We start from the raw sequence: 19,395 nt of genomic DNA on the forward strand, positions 1-19,395 counted from the left end.
GCGGCGCCGATCTCGCCGGTGGGCTCGCCGCCGCCCTCGGGGGAGAGGTTGGTCCAGAAGGCGGAGTGGTTGACGTGGCCGCCGAGGTTGAACGCGAGGTTCTTCTCGTGCAGGTTGATCGCGGCGAAGTCGCCGGACTCGCGGGCCTCGGCGAGCTTGTCCAGGGCGGTGTTGGCGCCGGTGACGTAGGCCTGGTGGTGCTTGGAGTGGTGCAGCTCCATGATCCGCCCGGAGATGTGCGGCTCGAGCGCACCGTAGTCGTAGGACAGGTCGGGCAGCGTGTAGACAGGCATGGTTCCTCGGGTTCCTTCCGTCGGTGTTCCTGCCACGCTAGGACCTCGACCACGGTCGCGGTCAAGGGTGGCGCGATGTGATCTCGCAGGTCGGGACCGGTTCCCGACCGTCCGCGAGGCGCCGCCGCGCACGATCGGCCAGGCACCGCCACGATGGGTGGGTGGGAACTGTCAGCGACTACCTGGCCGGCGTCCCGGAGCCGGACCGCCGCGCGCTCGAACGCGTCGTCGGGCTCGCGCGAGAGGTCGTGCCTGACGCCGACGAGGGTGCGAGCTACGGGATGCCCGCGCTGACGTACCGCGGCAAGGCCCTGCTCAGCGCCATGGCGTCGGCGAAGCACCTCGCCGTCTACCCGTTCAGCCCGGCCGCCGTCGACGGAGTGGCCGCCCGGCTCGACGGTTGGTCGCACGCCAAGGGCACCGTCCGGTTCAGCGCCGAGCTGCCGTTGCCCGACGACGTCGTGCGCGACCTCGTCCGTCTCCGCGCCCGCGAGATCGACGCAACCCTCAACGCGCCCCGACGGTGAGCGGTGGCTCTCCCGGACGGGCCGCGCGTGGTGGGCGGTGCGCCCGGCATGATGGTCGCGTGCCCGACGACGCCCGCCCCGGCCTGCGCGTGACCTCCGCGCTCGTGGTTCCCGAGGCGGAGCTGTCGTGGCGCTTCTCGCGCTCGTCGGGGCCGGGCGGTCAGGGCGTGAACACGGCGGACTCGCGCGTCGAGCTGTCGTGGGACGTCGCGGGTTCCGCGGTGCTCGCGCCTCGCAGCGAGCGCGGATCGAGGAACGGCTCGGGCGCCGCATGGCCGGGGGTGTGCTGACGGTCGCCGCGTCGGAGCACCGCGCGCAGCTGCGGAACCGCGACGCCGCGCGCACGCGCCTGGCCGCGCTCGTCGCCGAGGCGCTCGCCCCGCCCGGGCCGCGCCGCCGGGCCACGCGCCCGACCCGGGGCTCGGTGCAGCGGCGCCTCGACGCGAAGAAGCAGCGCTCGGGGACCAAGCGCCTGCGGCGCCCGCCCCAGGACTGAGTCCCGGTCCGCTGCCGCGACGCGCGCTCAGACCCGTCGCGCGAGCTGCGGGTAGTCGAGGACGAGGCCGTCGCGGTCGACGGTGAGGTCGGCGGTGAAGTCGCGCGTCGCGCTCGTGTACGTGACGACGGCGCGCCCGGTGCCCGGGTCGAGCGGGGACCGCGCGGCGTAGAGCTGGTCGCTGCGCAGGACGCGCAGCGACGGGACGTCGACCCACGCCATGACGAGCGCCGTCTCGCCGGCGGGTGCGCCGTCCCCGAGGAGCCCGAGGCGCCGGATCGGCATCGTGTTCGTCACCGGGCACAGCGCGACGTCGCAGTCCAGGGCCCCGTCGAGCGCGTCGGGGGCCTCGACCCCCGGCGCCGCGAGCCCGTCCGGCGGGGTCCCGGTCTCCTCCGCGCGCGCCCGCCACGCGCCGTCGGGCTCGCGGACGAGCTCGAGGTGCCGTGCCCAGCCGACGCCGCGCGCCGTGACCTCGAGGCGCCGCGTCACCCACTCGGGCCCGGTCGTCAGCGACCACGCCGTGACGTGGCCCGACGCGCGGGACGTGCCGACCGCGTCGAGGCGGTCGTCGTGCAGGGTGACGGTCGCGGCCTCGAGCCGGTCGGGGTCGTCGTCCCACCCCCCGCCACGCGACGTGCCGTGTCCTCGCGCCGGTCGCCATGAGCCGTCTCCCGTCGTCAGCCGTGGGAGGTCTCAGTGTGACGCGCCGAGCACGGTGCTGCGCGCCGTCGACCACGACGTCGGTGACGCGAACCGGCGGAAGACGACACCAAGGTCGTGGTCGGCGTCAGGAGAGGGCCGCGCGGGCCGCCGCGGCGACGGCGCCGGCCACGCGGTCGAGCGACGACGAGTGCAGGCGCCACTGCTGCCAGTGCTGCGCGACGTCGACGGCGTGCGCGTCGTCGAACCCCACGAGCCGCCCGGCGCGCTCCGAGGCCGAGCTCTGCAGGTCGGGCAGCATGCCCCAGCCCATGCCGAGCTCGATGGCGCGACGGAACTCGTTCGACGCGGGGACGTGGTGGCGCGGCGGGTCGGGCGGCGTGCCACCGTCGGCGCGGGCGCGCAGGTAGCGGTCCTGCAGGTCGTCCTTGCGGTCGAACGCGAGCACGGGCGCGTGGGCCAGGGCCTTGCGCGTCGGACCGTCGGGGAACCAGCGCGCGACGAACGCCGGGCTCGCCACGGGCCGGTAGCGCATGGTCCCGAGCAGGGTCGAGCGGCACCCCGGGACGGCCTCGGCGACGGACGTCACCGCCGCGACGGCCGTGCCGTCGCGCAGCAGGCCGATCGAGTGGTCCTCGTCCTCGCGCAGCACCTCGAGCCGTGCCCACGCCGACGCCTCGGCGAGCGCCGGGAGCGCCCAGGTGGTGAGCGCGTCGCCGGAGACGACGAGCGTGATCTCCGGCAGCGGGGGAGCGGTCGGCCCGGCGGCTTCCGGCCCCGCCGCACGACCGGCACCATTGGGGATCCCGAGCTCGGCGAGCACGTCCGCCTGCTGGAGCATCAGGTGCCGCGCGTGCCGGACGAGCACCTGGCCCGACGGCGTCAGCGCGGCGGGCGGCCGCGACGCACGAGCACCTGGCCGACGGCGGCCTCGAGCGCGCGCATGCGCTGGCTCACCGCCGACGGCGTGACGCCGAGGTGCCGCGCGGCGGCGTCGAACGTGCCGGTCGCCGCGATCGCCGCGAGCGCGCGGAGCTGGTCGGGCTGGAGATCGGCCATGAGCAGATCTTACGGAGGGGCAGAAACATTCGCTGTACTGCATGGCTCGGCCGCGTCTAGCGTCGGCGTCGTGCCCCTGCTCGCCGTCGCCCCACCGCTCGCCGCCGGACTCGGCGCGGGCCTCTCGCTCATCGTCGCCATCGGGGCGCAGAACGCCTTCGTGCTCCGGCAGGGGCTGCGGCGCGAGCACGTCCTCGCGGTCGTGCTGGTGTGCGCGGCGTCCGACCTCGTGCTCATCGCCGCCGGCACGGCCGGCCTCGGAGCGCTCGTCACGAGCGCGCCCGCGGTGCTCACCACCGTCCGCTGGGTCGGCGCGGCGTTCCTGCTCGTGCTCGCGGCGCTCGCGGCCCGCCGTGCCGTGCGACCGGGCGCCCTGGAGGCGCGGGACGGCGGCACGACGTCCGCGCGGCCGCCGTCGGGACGTCGCTCGCGCTGACGTGGCTCAACCCGCACGTCTACCTCGACACCGTGCTCCTGCTCGGGACGCTCGCGGCCGGGTACGCCGCGGCGCACGCGGGCGACACGGCTGCTCTCGGCTCCGACACGGTGCGCTGGCTCTTCGGCGCCGGGGCGTGCCTCGCGAGCGTCGTTTGGTTCACGGCGCTCGGCTTCGGGGCGCGCCTGCTCGCGCCGGTGTTCGCGCGTCCGACGGCGTGGCGCGTGCTCGACGCCGCGATCGCCGTCGTCATGGCGGCGATCGCGGTCTCGCTCCTCGTCGGCGCGTGACAGGGCGGCGCGCCCCGCGAGCCGTGCGGTACCCACGCGCAGGAGGTGCCGGGCCCGCGCTGGTGACCCGCCCGCGGGCGTCGTACGGTTCCCGCGACCGATCCGTCCCCGCGCCGGGGGGTCCGGCGCCCGGCCCGGCCGGGTGCCGGGCGGCGCGTGCACCACGAGGAGGCGCCATGACCCGGTTCACCCGCTCCGACGACCTGCGCGGCGCGACGTTCGAGGGCGCGGACCTGCACCGCGCCCGGTTCGTGGAGTCCGACCTGTCCGGGGTGGTGATGCGCGGCGTCCACGTCGAGGGGATGGACGTCGACGCGCCGTGGCTGCCGGACGGCGACGCCTTCCGTGTGAACGGCGTGGACGTCGTCCCCTACGTCGAGGCCGAGCTCGACCGCAGGTTCCCGGGCCGCGGCCTGCGGCGCGCGACCGAGCCGGAGGGGCTGCGCGCGGCGTGGGCGGCGATCGAGTCGACGTGGGCGGCGACGCTGGACCGGGTCGCCACGATGCCGGCCGGCACGGTCGACGTCTCCGTGGACGGCGAGTGGTCGTTCGCGCAGACGCTGCGGCACCTCGTGCTCGCGACGGACACGTGGCTCGGGCGGGCCGTCCTCGGCCTGGAGCAGCCGTTCCACCCGCTCGGCCAGCCCGGCCCGCAGGCCGCGGAGGACGGGCTCGACCTGTCGGTCTTCGAGACCGGGACCCCGGCGTTCGCCCGGGTGCTCGAGGCGCGGGCGGACCGCGTCGCGATGGTGCGGGACCTCCTGGCCGCCGTCACGCCGGAGGAGCTGGCCGTGGTGCGCGCCAGCCCGTGGGCCCCGGACTACCCGGAGACCACCCTGTCGTGCGTGCACGTGATCCTCGAGGAGGAGTGGGAGCACCACCGCTTCGCCGTGCGCGACCTGGACCTGATCGAGGCGGGCGCCGTGGCGGAGCGGGCGCCGACCGGGTGAGGGTCAGGTGAGGTCGTCGAAGTCGCCGCGCACCCAGGCCGCGTGGCGCTCCGCCGAGCGCAGCACGACGTCGCGCGCGCCGGCGGGGACGACGCCGTCGAAGTTGTTGTAGAGCCGCTCGAACGGCCGCCGCGCGACGTGCTCGGCGACCCGCAGCGCGACCGCTGCGGAGAGCGGGATCCGGTTCGGGTAGGACCGCATGAAGCTCACGGACGTGCGGTCCGGGTTGGCCATGACGGTGTCGCCGCTGAGCAGCACCCCGCGCCCGTCGGCACCGTCGGCCCAGTGGAGCACCGCGCTGCCGGGGAAGTGCCCGCCGGGCTGCGAGACCGTCACGCCGGGCAGGAGCTCGCGCTCGCCCGACCACGTCTCGATCACCGGGTCCGGCCGCGCGACCCAGCCGGCGTCGGCCTCGGCCACGAGCACGGGGACGCCCCCGAGCGCCCGGCTCCACGCGACCTGCACGCCGAACATGTGCGGGTGGCTCGCGACGATCGCGACGACCGGGCCGAGCGCCCGCACGGCGGCGACCGCCGCGTCGTCGACGTAGCCGAGCGGGTCCCACAGCACCGTGCCCGCCGCGGTCCGGACGAGCTTCGACTGCTGTCCGATGCCGACGCTCGGCTCGCTCGTCAGCCCGTGCAGCCCGGGCTCCAGCTCGGTGACCACGACGTGCTCGCCCGCCGCGGCCAGCTCGGCGAGGGTCGTCCAGCGCTGCCCCGACGCGGGCACCCACTGCCGCTCGTCGGCGCAGATCGCGCAGACGTCCGGCCGCTCGGCGTGCTCGACGGCGCACGTCGCGCAGATCGACCAGGCGTCGGCAGGGGCGGGGTTCGTCGTCGTCGTCGACATGGTCACGTTCCTACCGCGTCCGCGCCGCGACGCGCCAGGGCCGGCGCCGTGTCGGCACCGGGCGGCACCTGCGCGCGTGGGAACGCTTCCACATCGGTGCCCGGACGTCGTAGCGTGGGGCCGGGGCGACCGGACGCACCCACCCGTCCGCGCTCACCTGTCGAGGAGGCCCCATGCCGACGACGCTCGACGACGTCGCCGCCGCCGCGCGCGTCTCCCGCTCGACCGCGTCCCGCGTCCTGCGCGGCGACGGGCCCGTCTCCGAGGACGCGCGCCGGGCCGTGCTCGACGCCGCCGAGCACCTCGGCTACGTCCCGCACCCGGCGCCCGCTCGCTCGCCAGCGGGCGTGGCGAGAGGGTCGTCGTCGCGGTGGGCTCGCCGTCGTCCGCGCTGCTGGCCGACCCTACGTCGCGCGCGTCGTCGCGGCCGCGAGCCGCACCGCCGACGCCGAGGGGGTCGGCGTCGCGCTGCGCTGGCTCGGCGGCACGCCCGCGGTCGAGCTCGACCGGCTCGCGCGCGACCCCGGCGTGGGCGGCGTGCTGCTCGTCGACTACGCGGTCGACGTCCTCGACCAGGTCCCGCCCGCGCTGACGCCCCGGCTCGCCGCGATCGGCCCCGCGGCCCGCGGCGTCCGCGCCTTCGACGTCGACGCGGCGGCAGGGATCGCCGGTCTCATGCGGCACGTGCTCGACGGCGGCCGCCGGGACGTCGTCATGCTCGCCGGCCCGTGGTGGCTGCCGGGGACGCGCCGGGCCGTCGACGCGTACGGCGCGGTGGTCGCGGACGCCGGGGCGCCGCGCCGGGTCGTCAGCACCGACCTCACGGCCCGGGCGGGCGCGGACGCGGTCCGGGAGGTGCGGCGGCGCTGGCCGCGCGCGGACGCCGTCGTCGCCATGAGCGACACGCTCGCGCTCGGCGCGCTGCGCGCGCTCGCGGAGGACGGCGTGGCCGTGCCCGACGACGTCGCGATCACCGGCTTCGACGACCAGCCGTTCGTGCGCGACGTCGCGCCCACCCTGACGACGGCGACGCACCCCGTCGAGGAGATCGCCGCCGCCGCGACCGCGGAGCTGCTCGGGCGCCGCCGCGCGGAGCGCCGGACGTTCCCCTCGCACGTCGTCGCGCGCGCGACCGCGTGACGCACGGCGCCCCGCGAGGCAGGCACTGCCAGCACCTGCCTCGCCGGGTGCTCACGCCGTAGCGTCGTGTGCAGGCCTGGCGCACCCGCGCCGGGCGGAGGACGAGGAGGAAGCATGGGAACGTGGACCGCGGACGAGCTCGACCGCGTCGGTCGCGCCGAGGAGCTGCAGGTGTCGTCCGTGCGTACGGACGGGAGCCTGCGTCCGTACGTGACGATCTGGGTCGTGCGTGTCGGCGACGACGTCTACGTCCGATCCGCGTACGGACCGGAGAACGGCTGGTTCCGCCGGGCGCTGTCCAGCGGGCGAGGACGTGTCCGCGCGGGCGGCGTCGAGAAGGACGTGACGTTCGAGCAGGTGGGCAGCGAGGCCGGTGGTGAGATCGACGCGGCCTACCACGCCAAGTACGACCGGTACGGTCCGGCGATCGTCGGGTCGGTCACCGGTTCCGGGGCCGATCTCACGACGATCCGGCTGACCCCGCGGGCGTGAGACGGAGGCGAGGTCCACGCCCGGAGCCCTGGAGGGCTCAGGACCGTGCGGGTGGATCACCGTCCGCGTCGACGGCGGCCGACTCCAGGGCCTGGGTGCTGTCCTCGTCGAGGCGGTCCAGCAGGAGCATCTGGTCGTACTCGGGGGTGTTCGGCTCGGCGTAGTAGGAGAGCAGGGCCTGCCCGTCGGTGCCGCTGAGCTGCATGACCTGGTAGCCGACCTTCATGTCGCCGACGACGGGGTGGTGCAGCGACTTGCGACCCTCGGTCGGCGGGACGATGTCGTAGCGTTCCCACAGTCCGGCGAACTCCGGGCTCTTCACGAGCAGCTCGCCGACGAGATCGCGGAGGTCGGCGGCGTCCGGCTCGGTGGCGGCGAGCATCCGCAGGCCCGAGACGACCCCGTTGAGCTGGGCGGTCCAGTTGCCGTACAGGCCGCGTGCGCTCGGGTGGAGGAAGGCGTAGCGGGCGACGTTGCGCCGGGTCGCGGGCCACTCCTCGATGCCTGCCAGCATCCGGAGCCCGCTGGGGTTCCAGGCCAGCAGGTCGCCGATACGGTTGGTGACGTAGGCCGGGAACGGGCGCAGGTTCTCGAGGATCAGCCGCACCCCTGCCCGTACGTGGCGGGTGGGGGCGATGTTGGGGACCAGGTCCCTGCGGTCCACCTGGGCTGCGAGCCGACGCAGGTGGTCGCGCTCGTCGTCGTCGAGCCGGAGAGCCCTGCCGAGCGACTCCACGACCGCTGGGCTCGGGTGTCGTTCGGTGCCGCGCTCCAGCCGCACGTAGTAGTCGATGCTGATGCCGGCCAGCGCTGCGAGCTCCTCGCGCCGGAGCCCGGGTGTCCGGCGGACACCCTGACCACGGATCAGTCCCACCTCCTCCGGCGTCAGGCGGTCGCGTCGGGTGCGCAGGAACACGCCGAGCTCGGTGCTGGGACGTGAGGCGGCAGCAGGCTCATCCCACCATGATCGCCCGGCCGCGCTCCGCGAGACAGGCAGTGGTGCTCCCTGGAACGCCCCGGTCTGCCCGGCGTCGCGCACGTCGACGACAGTGGGAGCAGCGGCCGCACCGAGAACACTCGGGCGGCCTGCCCACCACGGATCACCGACCGAAGGAATGCCCGTGTCATCAGCCGCTCCTGCTCCGCACGCCTCGGCCAGGCGGTGGACCGTTCTCGCGGTCGTCTCGCTCGCCCAGCTCATGGTGGTGCTCGACGGCTCCGTCGTGAACATCGCCCTGCCCGACGCCCAGGCGGACCTGGGCACCTCCGACGTCGCCCGGCAGTGGATCGTCACCGCCTACGGCCTCGCGTTCGGCGGCCTCCTGCTGGTCGGAGGGCGCTTCTCCGACCGTTTCGGCCGCCGGCGCATGTTCCTCGTCGGCCTGATCGGATTCGCCGTCGCGTCCGGGCTCGGCGGTCTCGCCGCCGACACCACCATGCTGATCGTCGCCCGAGCCCTGCAGGGCGTCTTCGCCGCGCTGCTCGCGCCCGCGGTGCTGTCGGTGCTGACCCTGACGTTCCCCGGCGGGCGGGACCGCGCCACGGCGTTCGGTGTCTTCAGCGCCGTCGCCGCCGGAGGCGGAGCCGTCGGCCTGCTGCTCGGCGGGATGCTCACGGAGTGGGTCAGCTGGCGATGGACCCTGCTCGTGAACGTCGTCATCGCGATCCCGGTCGCCGTCGCCGCCCGGGCCGTCGTGCCTCGCCACGAGGTGGGCGAGGACAAGCCGCGCATCGACCTCGTCGGAGCGGTCCTCGCCACCGGTGGCCTCGTCGCCCTCGTGTACGGGTTCACGAGCGCCGAGCTCGACGGCTGGACGGCGCCGCTGACCCTGGGGCTGTTCGCCGCAGCGGTCCTCCTGATGGTCGCCTTCGTGGTCCTCGAGTCTCGCGTCCGGCACCCGCTGCTGCCGCTGCGTGTCGTCGCCGACCGCAACCGTGGCGGCGCGTACCTCGCGACAGGGCTCGCCATCATGGCGATGTTCGGCCAGTTCCTGCTGCTGACGTACTACTTCCAGCTGGTGCTCGGCTACACGCCGATCCAGGCGGGGCTCGCCTTCATCCCGCTCACCGGGAGCCTCGTCGTCGGCTCCACGCAGATCGGTGCCCGGCTGGTCACGCGCGTCGCGCCCCGGTACGTCATGGCGGCCGGGTACTTGGTCGCCGCGCTCGGGTTCGCCACCTTCCTGCTCCTCGGCACCGACAGCTCGTACTGGGCGGTGCTGCCCGGCTCGATGATGCTCGGCCTCGGCACGGGCACCGCGGGCGTGGCTGCCACGTCGCTCGGGACGTCCGCCGTCGCGGCCGAGGACGCAGGCGTCGCCTCAGCCATGCTCAACACCTCCCAGCAGCTCGGCGGCGCGATCGGCACCGCGCTCCTCGCGACCGTCGCCGCGAGCGTCACCGCCGGCAGCACCGTCGGCGACCCGCTCGAGGCCACCATGCAGGGCTACCTCGTCGCGTTCGGAGTGGCCGCCGGCCTCATGGTCGGCGCAGCGGCGCTCGCCATGGTGCTGGTCGACGCGCGCCCCGAGCGCCACACGATGGACGCCGAACCGTCCGCCACCCTCGCCCACTGAACCGTCACGACAAGGAGCATCACATGTCCCAGGAAGTCGCCGTCCTCATCGGCACCGGCAGCATCGGCCTCGCAGCGGCCGCCGCGCAGCAGCGGGGCGGACCCTGCTGCTCGCCGACTACAAGGAGACGCAGCTCGAGTCCACCGCGGAGCTTCTGACGGGTGAGGGCTACGAGGTGCGCACGCAGGTCACGGACGTGTCCGACCCCCAGGCCGTCGCGGCGCTCGCCGACAGGGCCGCCGAGCTCGGGCCGGTCACGCGCCTGGTGCACGCGGCCGGCGTCTCTCCGGTGCAGGCGAGCACCCAGCGCGTCATCGATGTCGACCTGCTGGGCACCGCCTACGTGCTCGAGGAGATCGGACGCGTGGTGTCGGCGGGCGGCTCCGGGATCGTCGTCGCCAGCATGGCGGGGCACATGGGCCCGGGGTTCCCGGGCGAGCTCGAGCACGCACTGGCCTACACGCCGACGGCAGAGCTCGGTGCGCTGCCGCAGCTCACCCCCGAGGCGGTCGGGGACTCGGGTGCCGCGTACACCCTCGCGAAGCGTGCCAACGCGCTGCGCGTGCAGGCTGCGGCCGTCACGTGGGGCGCGCGCGGTGCGCGGGTCAACTGCCTGAGCCCGGGCATCATCTCCACGCCGCTCGCGCGCGACGAGATGACCGGTCCCATGGCCGCCGGGTACCAGGCGATGATCTCGACCTCGGCCGCCGGCCGCATGGGCACGCCCTCCGAGGTCGGTGACCTCGCGGCGTTCCTGCTCGACGCGACCGGTGCCTTCATCACCGGCGCCGACATCCTCATGGACGGCGGCGTGATCGCCGCGATGAAGGCGGGACAGCTGGGCTGAACCGGGGGCGTCCGGGCTGCTGAGGGAGGCAGTGCCACGACCTCCCTCGGCAGCGGCGGTTCACCTAGCGTCGGTCCATGGCGACCTCGACACAGCTCCGGGCACCGCGCCGGACGTCTCGACCACGGACGGCCGGCGCGGTGGCCGTGACCGCGGCCCTGCTCCTCGGGCTCGGTGCCTGTACCGCCGACCCGCAGGAGCCCGACACCGGGCTCGGCGGCCCCGAGCCGTCCTCGTCGTCGACCGACCCCGGCTCCTCCGGCACGTCCTCGTCCGCGGCGAGCGGGGACGGCGCGGCGTCCAGCACGTTCGTGACCGTCGCGGTGACGGTCGCCGACGGTGCGGACGGCGGCCCGGCGCAAGGTCGCTCGTTGACCGTCCCCGAGGGGTGGTCGGCGGAGGTCTGGGCGGACGTCGCCGGTGCGCGGCTGGCGGCGTGGACCCCGGACGGCAGTCTCGTGGTCTCCACGGGTGATCGGGGCATCCTCGAGCTGCTGACCCCCACGTCCCCGGGCTCGGCACCGGAGCGGACGACGCTCCTGGCGGGGCTGGACAACCCGCAGGGTGTGGCGTTCACCGAGCAGGACGGCCGCGACGTGCTCGTGCTCGGGGAGGCGACGCGGATCGTCGCCTGGGACTATGCCGACGGCGCGGTCACGGACGAGCGGGTCCTCGTGGACGGCCTGCCGTCCGACGGTCACGGCAGCAAGGGCGTCACGGTGCAGGGCGGCACCGTCTACTACAGCCTGGGCTCGGCCGAGAACCGTGATCCCGCCGACCGCTCCACCGATCCCGAGCGAGGCACCGTCTGGCAGGTCCGGCTCGACGGCTCCGACAACGAGCTCGTCGCCTCGGGTGTGCGCAACGGGTTCGCGCTCGACGTCGCGCCCGACGACACCCTCTTCGTCGCGGTCAACCAGGCCGACAACCAGCCCTACCCGTTCCAGGACGACACCGGGCGGTACGGCGAGGTGGTCCCGGAGTACGTGAACGAGAACCCCGTCGAGCCGCTCACCCGGATCACCCCCGGCACCGATCTCGGGTGGCCGCTCTGCGTGCCCGACACGCGCGACAGCGCCGACCTGACGGACCTGCCGTACGTCGAGGACCCGGAGAACAACCCCGACGGCTCCGCGCTCGACTGCGCGAGCCTGCCGAGCACGATGGTGGGGCTGCCTTCGCACTCGGCACCGCTCGGCCTGGAGTTCACCGCCGGGACCACGCTGGAGGAGACGGTGGGCAGGGGAGCGATCGTCGCCGCGCACGGGTCGTGGAACCGCCGGCCTCCGCGCCCGCCGTACGTCGCGTTCAGCCCGTGGGACGACGAGACGGCGACGCTCGGCGCGCCGGTGGAGCTCGTGACCGGGTTCCAGGAGGAGGACGGGTCCCGGTGGGGACGCGCGGTCACGGCCGTCCCCGGGCCGGACGGTTCGCTGTACGTGACCGACGACGAGGCGGGCCTCGTCTACCGCCTCACCCCGGGCGCCTGACGGCCGATCGGGCGCCCTGCCGTCGGCACCGTGCCGTCACGTCGTCACCGGGGAGCGAGACCGACGGTGACGACGCGGTCGTCGCCGGCGCGCGGCGTGCCGTAGAACGAGCCGGTGTTGCCGGTGACCAGCCACAGCCGACCGTCCGGGCCCTCCGCGACGGCGCGGAGGCGACCCACCGCCCCGGCGTAGTGCTCCTCGCTCCGGGACGGGTCCGGCACCGGGACGCTGCGCAGCACCTCGCCGCGCAGGTTCGCGACGAAGATCGTGTCGCCGACGACCGCGATGCCGCTCGGGCTCGCCTCCGCGGGCTCCCACTGCTGCACGGGGTCGACGAACTCGCCGTCCGACGTCCCCTCCGCGACCGGCCAGCCGTAGTTGCCGCCGGGGGTGATGATGTTCAGCTCGTCCCAGGTGTCCTGCCCGAACTCGCTGGCGAACATGGTGCCGTCCGCCGACCAGGCGAGGCCCTGCACGTTGCGGTGGCCGTAGCTGTAGACGTAGGAGTCGGGGAACGGGTTGTCCGCCGGCACGTCGCCGTCGGGCGTCATGCGGAGGATCTTCCCGGCGAGAGAGGCCGTGTCCTGGGCGACGTCGGGCGTGCCGTTGTCGCCCACACCGGCGTAGAGCATCCCGTCGGGCCCGAACGCGATCCGTCCGCCGTTGTGCCTCCGACCCGCCGGGATGGCGTCGAGGACGGTCTCCGGCGCGCCCAGCGCCAGGGACCCAGGCCGACCCCTGAGCGTGAACCGCTGGATGCGGTTGCCGTCCTGACCGGTCGAGAACGCGTAGAGCCGACCCTGCCCGTCGAGTGCCAGGCCGAGGAGCCCACCCTCGGCGACGCCGGGGTCGAGACCGGCGACAGCGCCGACCTCGCGGGCCGTCCCGTCGTCGAGGAGCTCCAGCACTCGGCCGGAGTTGCGTTCGCTGACGATCGGCGTCCCCTCCAGGAACACCAGCGACCAGGGGTTGGTCAGTCCCGTCACCACGTCGAGGGGATCACCGGCGGGTGCGACCTCGGACGGCGGCGTCCCTCCGGACCTTTCCGGCGACGGCGACGGCGACGGCGTCACCGGTTCGCTGGGAGCGACGCCGGGAGCGGGCTCCGGTGCGCCCGTGCACCCGGCGAGCGCGAGGCTCGCGAGGACGAGCAGCGTCCGGCGCCTCCGGCGGACGTCTCGATGCGGTCGGACCATGGTTCGACGCTAGGAGGGGGCATGCGGCCGAGCCAGGCCCTGGCACGGCCTCCCTCCGTGGGCGCGACGAACCTAGCGTGGCCGGGAGCGAGAGCTCCACCAGGGCCCGGCGCACGCCACCGGTAGGCTTCGAGAGACGAGCGAGACGCACCATGGCAGAAGATCCGGTTGGTCGTCGCACGGTGCTGCGCGCCGCGATCGCGATCGGCGGCGCCGGACTGGCGAGCACGCTGGCCGCCTGCACGACGGGGCCGCGCCCCCCGTCCCCGGCAACGGCCTCACCGGGCGTACAGTCCCCGCGCGCACAACCTTCCGCGTCGTCCGGCACGTCCGCGCCGCGCGTGCTGATGGCCTACTTCTCCCGCGCCGGAGAGAACTACTGGTACGGCGGTCGGAGGGTGCTCCAAACGGGCAACACCCAGGTCGTCGCGGAGACGATAGCCGAGCTGGTCGATCTCGAGGTCCACCGCATCGAGGCCGCAGACCCGTACCCCTTCGAGTACGAACCCACCGTGCAGCGCAGCTGGAGCGAGGTGCGGACCGAGGCGCGGCCCGGGATCGCGCACCCCTCCCCCGCAGCGGACGCGTTCGACGTGATCCTGCTCGGCAGTCCGGTGTGGGCGTCGCAGGAGCCGATGATCATGCGCACCTTCGTGGAAGGCCTGGACGGGTTGGCCGGGAAGCAGGTGTACCCGTTCGTCACCTACGCCGTCAGCGGGTTCGGAAGCGTCCTGGACCACTACGCGGAGCTGTGCCCGGACGCGAGCATCGGCGACGGTCTCGCCGTCCGCGGCGAGGAGGCCACGAGCGCCGAGGCCGAGATCAGGACCTGGCTCGAGGGCAACGGACTGCTCTGATCGCGTGCGCCGGCCGGGCGCACACCGGTATCACCGAAGGAGACGACAGCGATGAAGACACGCACACTGGGAACGAGCGGGCTGGAGGTGTCCGCGATCGGGCTCGGATGCATGATGCTCAGCGACCCGGAGACGGCACCGGAGGTGATCCGTCGGGCCGTCGACCTCGGGGTCACGCTGTTCGACACCGCTGAGGTGTACGGCCCCTACGCCAACGAGGAACTCGTCGGAAGGGTGCTCGCGCCCGTCCGCGACCACGTGGTGATCGCGACGAAGTTCGGGTTCGAGCTCGACGGCGACGGTCGACGGCAGGGCGGGCTGAACAGCCGTCCTGAGCACATCCGTAGCTCCGTGGACGGATCGCTGCGTCGGCTCGGCACCGACCACATCGACCTGCTCTACCAGCACCGCGTCGACCCGGACGTGCCGATCGAGGACGTCGCCGGGACGGTCAAGGACCTGGTCGCCGAGGGCAAGGTGGGCCACTTCGGCATGTCCGAGGCCGGGGTCGACAGGATTCGTCGCGCCCACGCCATCCACCCCGTGACGGCGGTGGAGAGCGAGTACTCGCTGTGGTGGCGCGAGCCGGAGCAAGAGATCCTGCCGGTGCTCGCCGAGCTCGGGATCGGCTTCGTCCCGTACAGCCCGCTCGGCAAGGGCTTCCTCACGGGCAGCGTCAGCGGCGCCCTGGGCGACGACGACTGGCGCAAGGTCTTCCCGCGCTTCACCCCGGAGATGATCGAGAGCAGCCAGGGACTCGTCGACCTGATGCGGCGGGTCGCCGAACGACGTGGTGCGACACCCGGCCAGGTGGCGCTCGCCTGGATCCTCGCCGGCAACCCGTGGGCCGTGCCGATCCCCGGTACCCGCCGGGTCGAGAGGCTCGAGGAGAACGTCGGCGGCGCCGAGGTCGAGCTGACGGACGACGACCTGCGCGAGATCGACGAGATCGCCGCTCCCCTCCAGCTCACCGGTGACCGCTACCCGGCCGCCATGCAGAAGATGATCGACCGGTGAGCGCAGCCCGTCGGTTGGGGTCGCTCGAGGTGTCCCCGATCGGACTCGGCTGCATGGGGCTGAGCGCGAACTACGGTCGGGCGCGTCCCGGCGGGAGGGCGTGGCGGTCGTCCGAGCCGCCGTCGACCGCGGTGTCACGATGTTCGACACCGCCGAGATCTACGGGCCGCACACGAACGAGGAGCTGGTCGGGGAGGCGCTGGCACCCGTACGTGAAGCGGTGGTGATCGCCACGAAGTTCTGGCGGGCGGGTTCTCGCGGCGCGATCCGGTCCTCCGTGGAGGGCTCGCTCCGCCGGCTTCGCACCGAGCGCATCGACCTGCTCTACGCCCACCGCCTCGACCCGCGCTATTCCGTCGAGGACGTCGCCGGGACGGTCTCCGAGCTCGTGGACGAGGGGAAGGTCGGCGCGTTCGGGCTCTCCGAGGTAGGGGCGACGACGATCCGTCGTGCTCATGCCGTGCTGCCGCTCGCGGCGGTGCAGAACGAGTACTCTCTGTGGGCCCGGGAGTCCGAGGGCACGGTTTTCGACACGCTGGAGGAGCTGGGCATCGGCTTCGTGCCGTGGAGTCCGCTCGGCCAAGGCTTTCTCACCGGCACGGTACGGCCTGGTGACCGCTTCTCCGACGGTGACGTCCGCGCCTGGTTCCCGCGTTTCACGAAGGCGGCCCGAGAGGCGAACGCTCCTCTCGTCGACGCGATCGCCCGCGTCGCGGAGCGTGTCGACGCGACGAGCGCGCAGGTAGCCCTCGCCTGGGTACTCGCACGGCGGCCCTGGATCGTGCCGATCCCCGGCACCCGCCGGCTCGAGCGGCTCGAGGAGAACCTTGCCGCCGCCGACCTCCGGCTCGATTCCGCCACGGTGGCCGAGCTGACGGCCGTCGTCGACAGGATTCGCGTTCACGGGCCGCGCGGCACCGGCAACGAGCGGTACTCCTGACCTCCGGGTTCGACCGGAGTCTCAAGACGCCCGAGCACGACCACGTGCACCTGATGTCCCCTCGGTCAGAACATCGTCGCGGTGGAACGCCTGAGCAGCCAGGTCCCGTCGCGGCGGGCGTAGGTGCTGGTCGATTCCAAGGGCCATCGGCCCCGTGCGCCCCAGATCGTCGCGAGCACCTGGTTCCTCGTGACGAGCACGGCGGAGTCGCCGTGGACCTCCACGTGCGCGGACACTCGCTCGACCTGGTGGTAGGCCATCCGGCCGGATGCGATCTGCTGCAGCCAGTCGTCCCGGGTCTGCTCCTGTCCGGTGATGTGCACCGCGACGAAGTCAGCGTCGAGCAGGGCGTCGAGCGCCGCCACGTCGGCCTCGACGAGGCCCACGAGGAGCAGGCGATCCCTGTCCAGGATCGCCTGCTCCTCGGCGGGTGCGGACATCAGAAGTAGGTCGGCTGACGGGTGACGTAGTGCTCCTCCAAGGCGCCCGTCTCGTCGTCGGTGAGCTCGATGTCGAGCGCGGCCACGGCGTCGGCCAGGTGATGCTCTTTCGTCGCCCCGACGATCGGCGCGGTGACGACCGGGTTCCGCAGCACCCAGGCGAGCGCGACCTGCGCCATGGAGACCCCGCGCGACTCAGCGATGCGCTGGACGGCGTCCACCACGGCTCGGTCGCTGTCGAGGAACAGAGGGCGGCCCGCGAAGTCGGTGTCCGGGTTCGACTGCGCACGCTCCGTGCCCTGCTCGCCCCACGGGCGCGCGACGCGGCCGGCGGCCAGCGGGCTCCACGGGATGCTCCCGACGCCCTGGTCCGCGAGCAGGCCGAACATCTCTCGCTCCTCCTCGCGCATGAGGAGGTTGTACTGGTCCTGCATCGAGATGAACGTGGTCCAGCCGTGGAGCTCTGCGGCCGACTGCAGCTTGGCGAACTGCCACGCGTACATGCTCGAGGCACCGATGTACCGGACCTTGCCGCTCTTGACGACGTCGTGCAACGCCTCCATGGTCTCCTCGACCGGCGTGTCGGGGTCGAACCGGTGGATCTGGTAGAGATCGATGTAGTCGGTGCCGAGGCGCGTCAAGGAGGCATCGACCTGCTCGAGGACGGCACGCCGGGAGAGGCCGGATCCGCCGGGGCTGTCGGACATCTTCGAGAACAGCTTGGTGGCGAGGACGATGTCCTCACGACTGGTGTAGTCCCGGATCGCCTGCCCGACGATCTCCTCGCTGGTGCCATGACCGTAGATGTTCGCGGTGTCCCAGAACGTGATACCGAGCTCGAGCGCCTGCTTGAAGATCGGCTCCGCGGCGTCCCGGTCGAGCGCCCAGGGCATCTGCGAGGTGTCCCCGAAGCTCATGCAACCCAGCGCGACCCGGCTGACGACGAGGCCGGAGCTGCCGAGACGGGTCGTGTCCATGTTCACGCCTCCGGGATGTCGAAGTTCACGAACTGCTGGTCCATCTCGGCCGACGCCTTCCACGAGCTCTCGCCGGTGTCGAGCGCGTCGATCCGGGCGAGCTCCTCGTCGGTGAGCGAGAAGTCGAAGACGTCGAAGTTCTCGGCGATGCGCTGCGGGTTCACCGACTTCGGGATCGCCGAGCGGCCCTGCTGCAGGTGCCAGCGCAGCATGACCTGGGCGGCGGACCGGCCGTGCTCGCGCCCGATCGTGTTCAGCACGGGGTCCTCGAGCGTGCTGCGCTGGGAGTCGTCGGTCTCGCCCGACATGAAGCCCGGGTAGAACGTGATGCCACCGATGGGCGACCACGCCTGCGTGAGGATGCCGAGCTCGGCGTGCCGCTGCTGCAGTGCCTTCTGCTGCGCGTACGGGTGCAGCTCGACCTGGTTGACAGCCGGGACGATCTCGGTCCGCTCGGCGAGGTTCGCGAGGTCGTCGGGCTGGAAGTTCGACACGCCGATGGCACGCACGCGGCCGTCGGCGAGGAGCTTCTCGAGCGCACGGTACGCGCCGACGGTGCGGTCGAACATGCTCGCGAGAGGCTGGTGAAGGATCAGGAGGTCGATGTGGTCCAGGCCGAGCTTGGCAGCGGACTTGTCGTACGCGTGCAGGGTCTCGTCGTAGCCGAAGTCGCTGACCCAGATCTTCGTCTCGACGAACACCTCCTCGCGCGGGATGCCGGAGTTGCGCAGCCCCTCGCCGACGCCCGTCTCGTTCTGGTAGGAGGCGGCGGTGTCGATGTGCCGGTAGCCCGTCTCCAGCGCGGTCCGCACGACGGCGGCGGTCTCGTCGGGCGGCGTCTGGAAGACGCCGAAGCCGAGGGGCGGGAGGGTGACGCCGTTGTTGAGTCGCAGGTCCTGGGTGGTGGTCTGGTCGCTCATGCTCTCGACCGTATCGACGCCTGCGGCGCCGTGGGAGGGAGCGATGCTGCCCCCCACGACCGTCATCTGCCGCTGTAGACCGGGAATGCGGAGTGCTCGCCGTAGTCCTTCTCGTCCAGGTGTCGCAGCGCCTCCATGTCCTCGTCCGAGATCTCGAAGTCGACGTCGGCGTTGCTGCGCATGTGCTCCGGGTTCGCGGTCTTCGGCAGCGGCACCGTGCCGAGCTGCAGCGCGTAGCGGATGCACAGCTGCGGCACGCTGACCCCGTACTTCTCGGCCGCCGTGACGAGCTCGCGGCTCTTGAGAGCCTCACCGTGGGCGATGGGGGAGTAGGCCTCCACGAGGACGTCGTGGCGTCGCAGTACTCGATGAGGTCTGTCGGGGTGTTGCCTGCGTGGACGAGGATCTGGTTGACGTGCGGCGCGACGGTCGCGCGTCCCGGAGCCTGTCGAGGTCCGCCTCGAGGAAGTTCGAGACGCCGATCGCCCGCAGCTTCCCCGCGTCGTAGGCCTCCTCGAGCGCGCGCCACGCCTGCCGGTTGCCCTCGGCGTAGTCCCCGCCGCGGAAGTCGTCCCACGGCTGCGGGGAGTGGATGAGCATCAGGTCGAGGTGGTCCAGGCCCATCGTCGCGAGCGACCCGTCGATCGCGGCGACGGCGCCGTCGTAGTCCTTGACCTCCGCGGCGAGCTTGGTCGACACGAAGAGCTCGTCGCGCGTCACCCCGCTGCTGCGGATGCCTTCTCCGACGCCGCGTTCGTTGCCGTACGCCTGTGCGGTGTCGATGTTGCGGTACCCGATCTCGACCGCGGAACGGACGGCCTGGGCGACCTCGCCGTCGTCGACGAACCACGTCCCGAGACCGAGCCTCGGGACCATGACGCCGTTGGCCAGGGTGTACGTCTCGTGCAGGACCATCAGCTGCTCACTCTCTCGTGGA

At 73.3% G+C, this 19,395-nt stretch carries 21 protein-coding genes and 4 pseudogenes; 14 read left to right on the forward strand and 11 right to left on the reverse strand.

The features are described 5' to 3' along the window. Positions 1–293: superoxide dismutase (locus BJF88_RS09810; protein WP_369824556.1), on the reverse strand; the 293-nt coding region annotated here is incomplete at its 3' end. A gap of 161 nt (positions 294–454) precedes the next feature. Between BJF88_RS09810 and BJF88_RS09815 the strand changes: the two genes are divergently transcribed. After that, complete coding sequence (locus tag BJF88_RS09815; RefSeq protein ID WP_075828661.1) at positions 455–820, forward strand: iron chaperone; 366 nt, start codon at positions 455–457, stop codon at positions 818–820. A gap of 59 nt (positions 821–879) precedes the next feature. Beyond that, positions 880–1,316, forward strand: a pseudogene (gene arfB, locus BJF88_RS09820) (alternative ribosome rescue aminoacyl-tRNA hydrolase ArfB). Positions 1,317–1,343: 27 nt separating this feature from the next. On the opposite strand, the gene BJF88_RS09825 reads toward arfB, so the two are convergent. From BJF88_RS09825 to BJF88_RS23485, 3 genes are all read right to left on the reverse strand, one after another. Continuing rightward, a complete protein-coding gene (locus BJF88_RS09825) occupies positions 1,344–2,000 on the reverse strand; it encodes a putative glycolipid-binding domain-containing protein (RefSeq protein WP_075828662.1) in 657 nt (218 codons plus the stop codon). A 106-nt stretch (positions 2,001–2,106) separates the two neighbouring features. After that, entirely contained in the window at positions 2,107–2,820 is a 714-nt protein-coding gene (locus BJF88_RS09830; protein ID WP_369824557.1) for an ArgP/LysG family DNA-binding transcriptional regulator, read from the reverse strand. 41 nt (positions 2,821–2,861) lie between these two features. Then, positions 2,862–3,038, reverse strand: a complete 177-nt coding sequence (locus BJF88_RS23485; RefSeq protein WP_369824558.1) for a LysR family transcriptional regulator — start codon at positions 3,036–3,038, stop codon at positions 2,862–2,864. Positions 3,039–3,114: 76 nt separating this feature from the next. On the opposite strand from BJF88_RS23485, the pseudogene BJF88_RS09835 reads away from it, so the two are divergent. Next, positions 3,115–3,764, forward strand: a pseudogene (locus BJF88_RS09835) (LysE/ArgO family amino acid transporter). 176 nt (positions 3,765–3,940) lie between these two features. Continuing rightward, on the forward strand, positions 3,941–4,714 hold the full coding sequence (locus tag BJF88_RS09840; RefSeq protein ID WP_075828663.1) for a DinB family protein: 774 nt from the start codon (positions 3,941–3,943) through the stop codon (positions 4,712–4,714). A gap of 3 nt (positions 4,715–4,717) precedes the next feature. Here BJF88_RS09840 and BJF88_RS09845 read toward each other — a convergent pair whose 3' ends face one another. After that, complete coding sequence (locus tag BJF88_RS09845) at positions 4,718–5,566, reverse strand: MBL fold metallo-hydrolase (RefSeq protein ID WP_075828664.1); 849 nt, start codon at positions 5,564–5,566, stop codon at positions 4,718–4,720. A 173-nt stretch (positions 5,567–5,739) separates the two neighbouring features. Here BJF88_RS09845 and BJF88_RS20440 point away from each other — a divergent pair. From BJF88_RS20440 to BJF88_RS09855, 3 genes and pseudogenes are all read left to right on the forward strand, one after another. Next, positions 5,740–5,871 (forward strand): annotated as a pseudogene (locus BJF88_RS20440) (LacI family DNA-binding transcriptional regulator); the annotation flags it as partial. A 232-nt stretch (positions 5,872–6,103) separates the two neighbouring features. Further along, positions 6,104–6,706, forward strand: coding sequence for a substrate-binding domain-containing protein (locus BJF88_RS19015; RefSeq protein WP_158068916.1), 603 nt, complete (start codon positions 6,104–6,106; stop codon positions 6,704–6,706). 114 nt (positions 6,707–6,820) lie between these two features. Then, positions 6,821–7,198: a DUF2255 family protein gene (locus tag BJF88_RS09855; protein ID WP_075828665.1), complete on the forward strand. Its 378-nt coding sequence runs from the start codon at positions 6,821–6,823 to the stop codon at positions 7,196–7,198. Positions 7,199–7,235: 37 nt separating this feature from the next. Here the strand turns inward: BJF88_RS09855 and BJF88_RS09860 are convergent, their stop codons facing one another. Beyond that, positions 7,236–8,114 carry a helix-turn-helix transcriptional regulator gene (locus BJF88_RS09860; RefSeq protein ID WP_222843975.1) on the reverse strand — a complete coding sequence of 293 codons (879 nt, stop codon included), beginning with the start codon at positions 8,112–8,114 and terminating at the stop codon, positions 7,236–7,238. Between the two features lie 199 nt (positions 8,115–8,313). Between BJF88_RS09860 and BJF88_RS09865 the strand changes: the two genes are divergently transcribed. The 4 genes from BJF88_RS09865 to BJF88_RS09875 all read left to right on the forward strand — a co-directional run bounded on the left by BJF88_RS09865 (position 8,314) and on the right by BJF88_RS09875 (position 12,111). Next, positions 8,314–9,774 carry an MFS transporter gene (locus BJF88_RS09865; RefSeq protein WP_075828666.1) on the forward strand — a complete coding sequence of 487 codons (1,461 nt, stop codon included), beginning with the start codon at positions 8,314–8,316 and terminating at the stop codon, positions 9,772–9,774. Between the two features lie 23 nt (positions 9,775–9,797). Beyond that, a complete protein-coding gene (locus BJF88_RS21940) occupies positions 9,798–9,932 on the forward strand; it encodes a hypothetical protein (protein WP_255371929.1) in 135 nt (44 codons plus the stop codon). Then, complete coding sequence (locus BJF88_RS09870; protein WP_255371932.1) at positions 9,881–10,621, forward strand: SDR family oxidoreductase; 741 nt, start codon at positions 9,881–9,883, stop codon at positions 10,619–10,621. The genes BJF88_RS21940 and BJF88_RS09870 overlap by 52 nt, the downstream gene beginning before the upstream one ends. Positions 10,622–10,698: 77 nt before the next feature. Then, positions 10,699–12,111 carry a sorbosone dehydrogenase family protein gene (locus BJF88_RS09875; protein WP_139316001.1) on the forward strand — a complete coding sequence of 471 codons (1,413 nt, stop codon included), beginning with the start codon at positions 10,699–10,701 and terminating at the stop codon, positions 12,109–12,111. Between the two features lie 44 nt (positions 12,112–12,155). On the opposite strand, the gene BJF88_RS09880 is transcribed toward BJF88_RS09875, so the two are convergent. Next, complete coding sequence (locus BJF88_RS09880) at positions 12,156–13,097, reverse strand: sorbosone dehydrogenase family protein (protein WP_255371930.1); 942 nt, start codon at positions 13,095–13,097, stop codon at positions 12,156–12,158. A gap of 362 nt (positions 13,098–13,459) precedes the next feature. Between BJF88_RS09880 and BJF88_RS09885 the strand changes: the two genes are divergently transcribed. The 3 genes from BJF88_RS09885 to BJF88_RS09895 all read left to right on the forward strand — a co-directional run bounded on the left by BJF88_RS09885 (position 13,460) and on the right by BJF88_RS09895 (position 16,121). Then, positions 13,460–14,164 carry a flavodoxin gene (locus tag BJF88_RS09885; protein WP_075828668.1) on the forward strand — a complete coding sequence of 235 codons (705 nt, stop codon included), beginning with the start codon at positions 13,460–13,462 and terminating at the stop codon, positions 14,162–14,164. A 51-nt stretch (positions 14,165–14,215) separates the two neighbouring features. Beyond that, a complete protein-coding gene (locus BJF88_RS09890; protein WP_075828669.1) occupies positions 14,216–15,181 on the forward strand; it encodes an aldo/keto reductase in 966 nt (321 codons plus the stop codon). Positions 15,182–15,320: 139 nt separating this feature from the next. Continuing rightward, positions 15,321–16,121, forward strand: coding sequence for an aldo/keto reductase (locus BJF88_RS09895; RefSeq protein ID WP_369824559.1), 801 nt, complete (start codon positions 15,321–15,323; stop codon positions 16,119–16,121). 65 nt (positions 16,122–16,186) lie between these two features. Here BJF88_RS09895 and BJF88_RS09900 read toward each other — a convergent pair whose 3' ends face one another. From BJF88_RS09900 to BJF88_RS09915, 4 genes and pseudogenes are all read right to left on the reverse strand, one after another. Beyond that, the gene (locus tag BJF88_RS09900; protein ID WP_075828670.1) at positions 16,187–16,561 is read right to left on the reverse strand and encodes a nuclear transport factor 2 family protein; all 375 of its coding nucleotides are present in this window, start codon (positions 16,559–16,561) and stop codon (positions 16,187–16,189) included. Further along, positions 16,561–17,538, reverse strand: coding sequence for an aldo/keto reductase (locus tag BJF88_RS09905; protein ID WP_075828671.1), 978 nt, complete (start codon positions 17,536–17,538; stop codon positions 16,561–16,563). The genes BJF88_RS09900 and BJF88_RS09905 overlap by 1 nt, the downstream gene beginning before the upstream one ends. Before the next feature lie 2 nt (positions 17,539–17,540). Then, positions 17,541–18,458, reverse strand: a complete 918-nt coding sequence (locus tag BJF88_RS09910) for an aldo/keto reductase (protein WP_075828672.1) — start codon at positions 18,456–18,458, stop codon at positions 17,541–17,543. Positions 18,459–18,520: 62 nt separating this feature from the next. Beyond that, a pseudogene (locus tag BJF88_RS09915) lies at positions 18,521–19,373 on the reverse strand (aldo/keto reductase). Between the last annotated feature and the right edge of the window lie 22 nt (positions 19,374–19,395).

Origin of the sequence: Cellulosimicrobium sp. CUA-896 (assembly GCF_001942335.1) — a bacterium.
Classification (GTDB): Bacteria; Actinomycetota; Actinomycetes; order Actinomycetales; family Cellulomonadaceae; genus Cellulosimicrobium.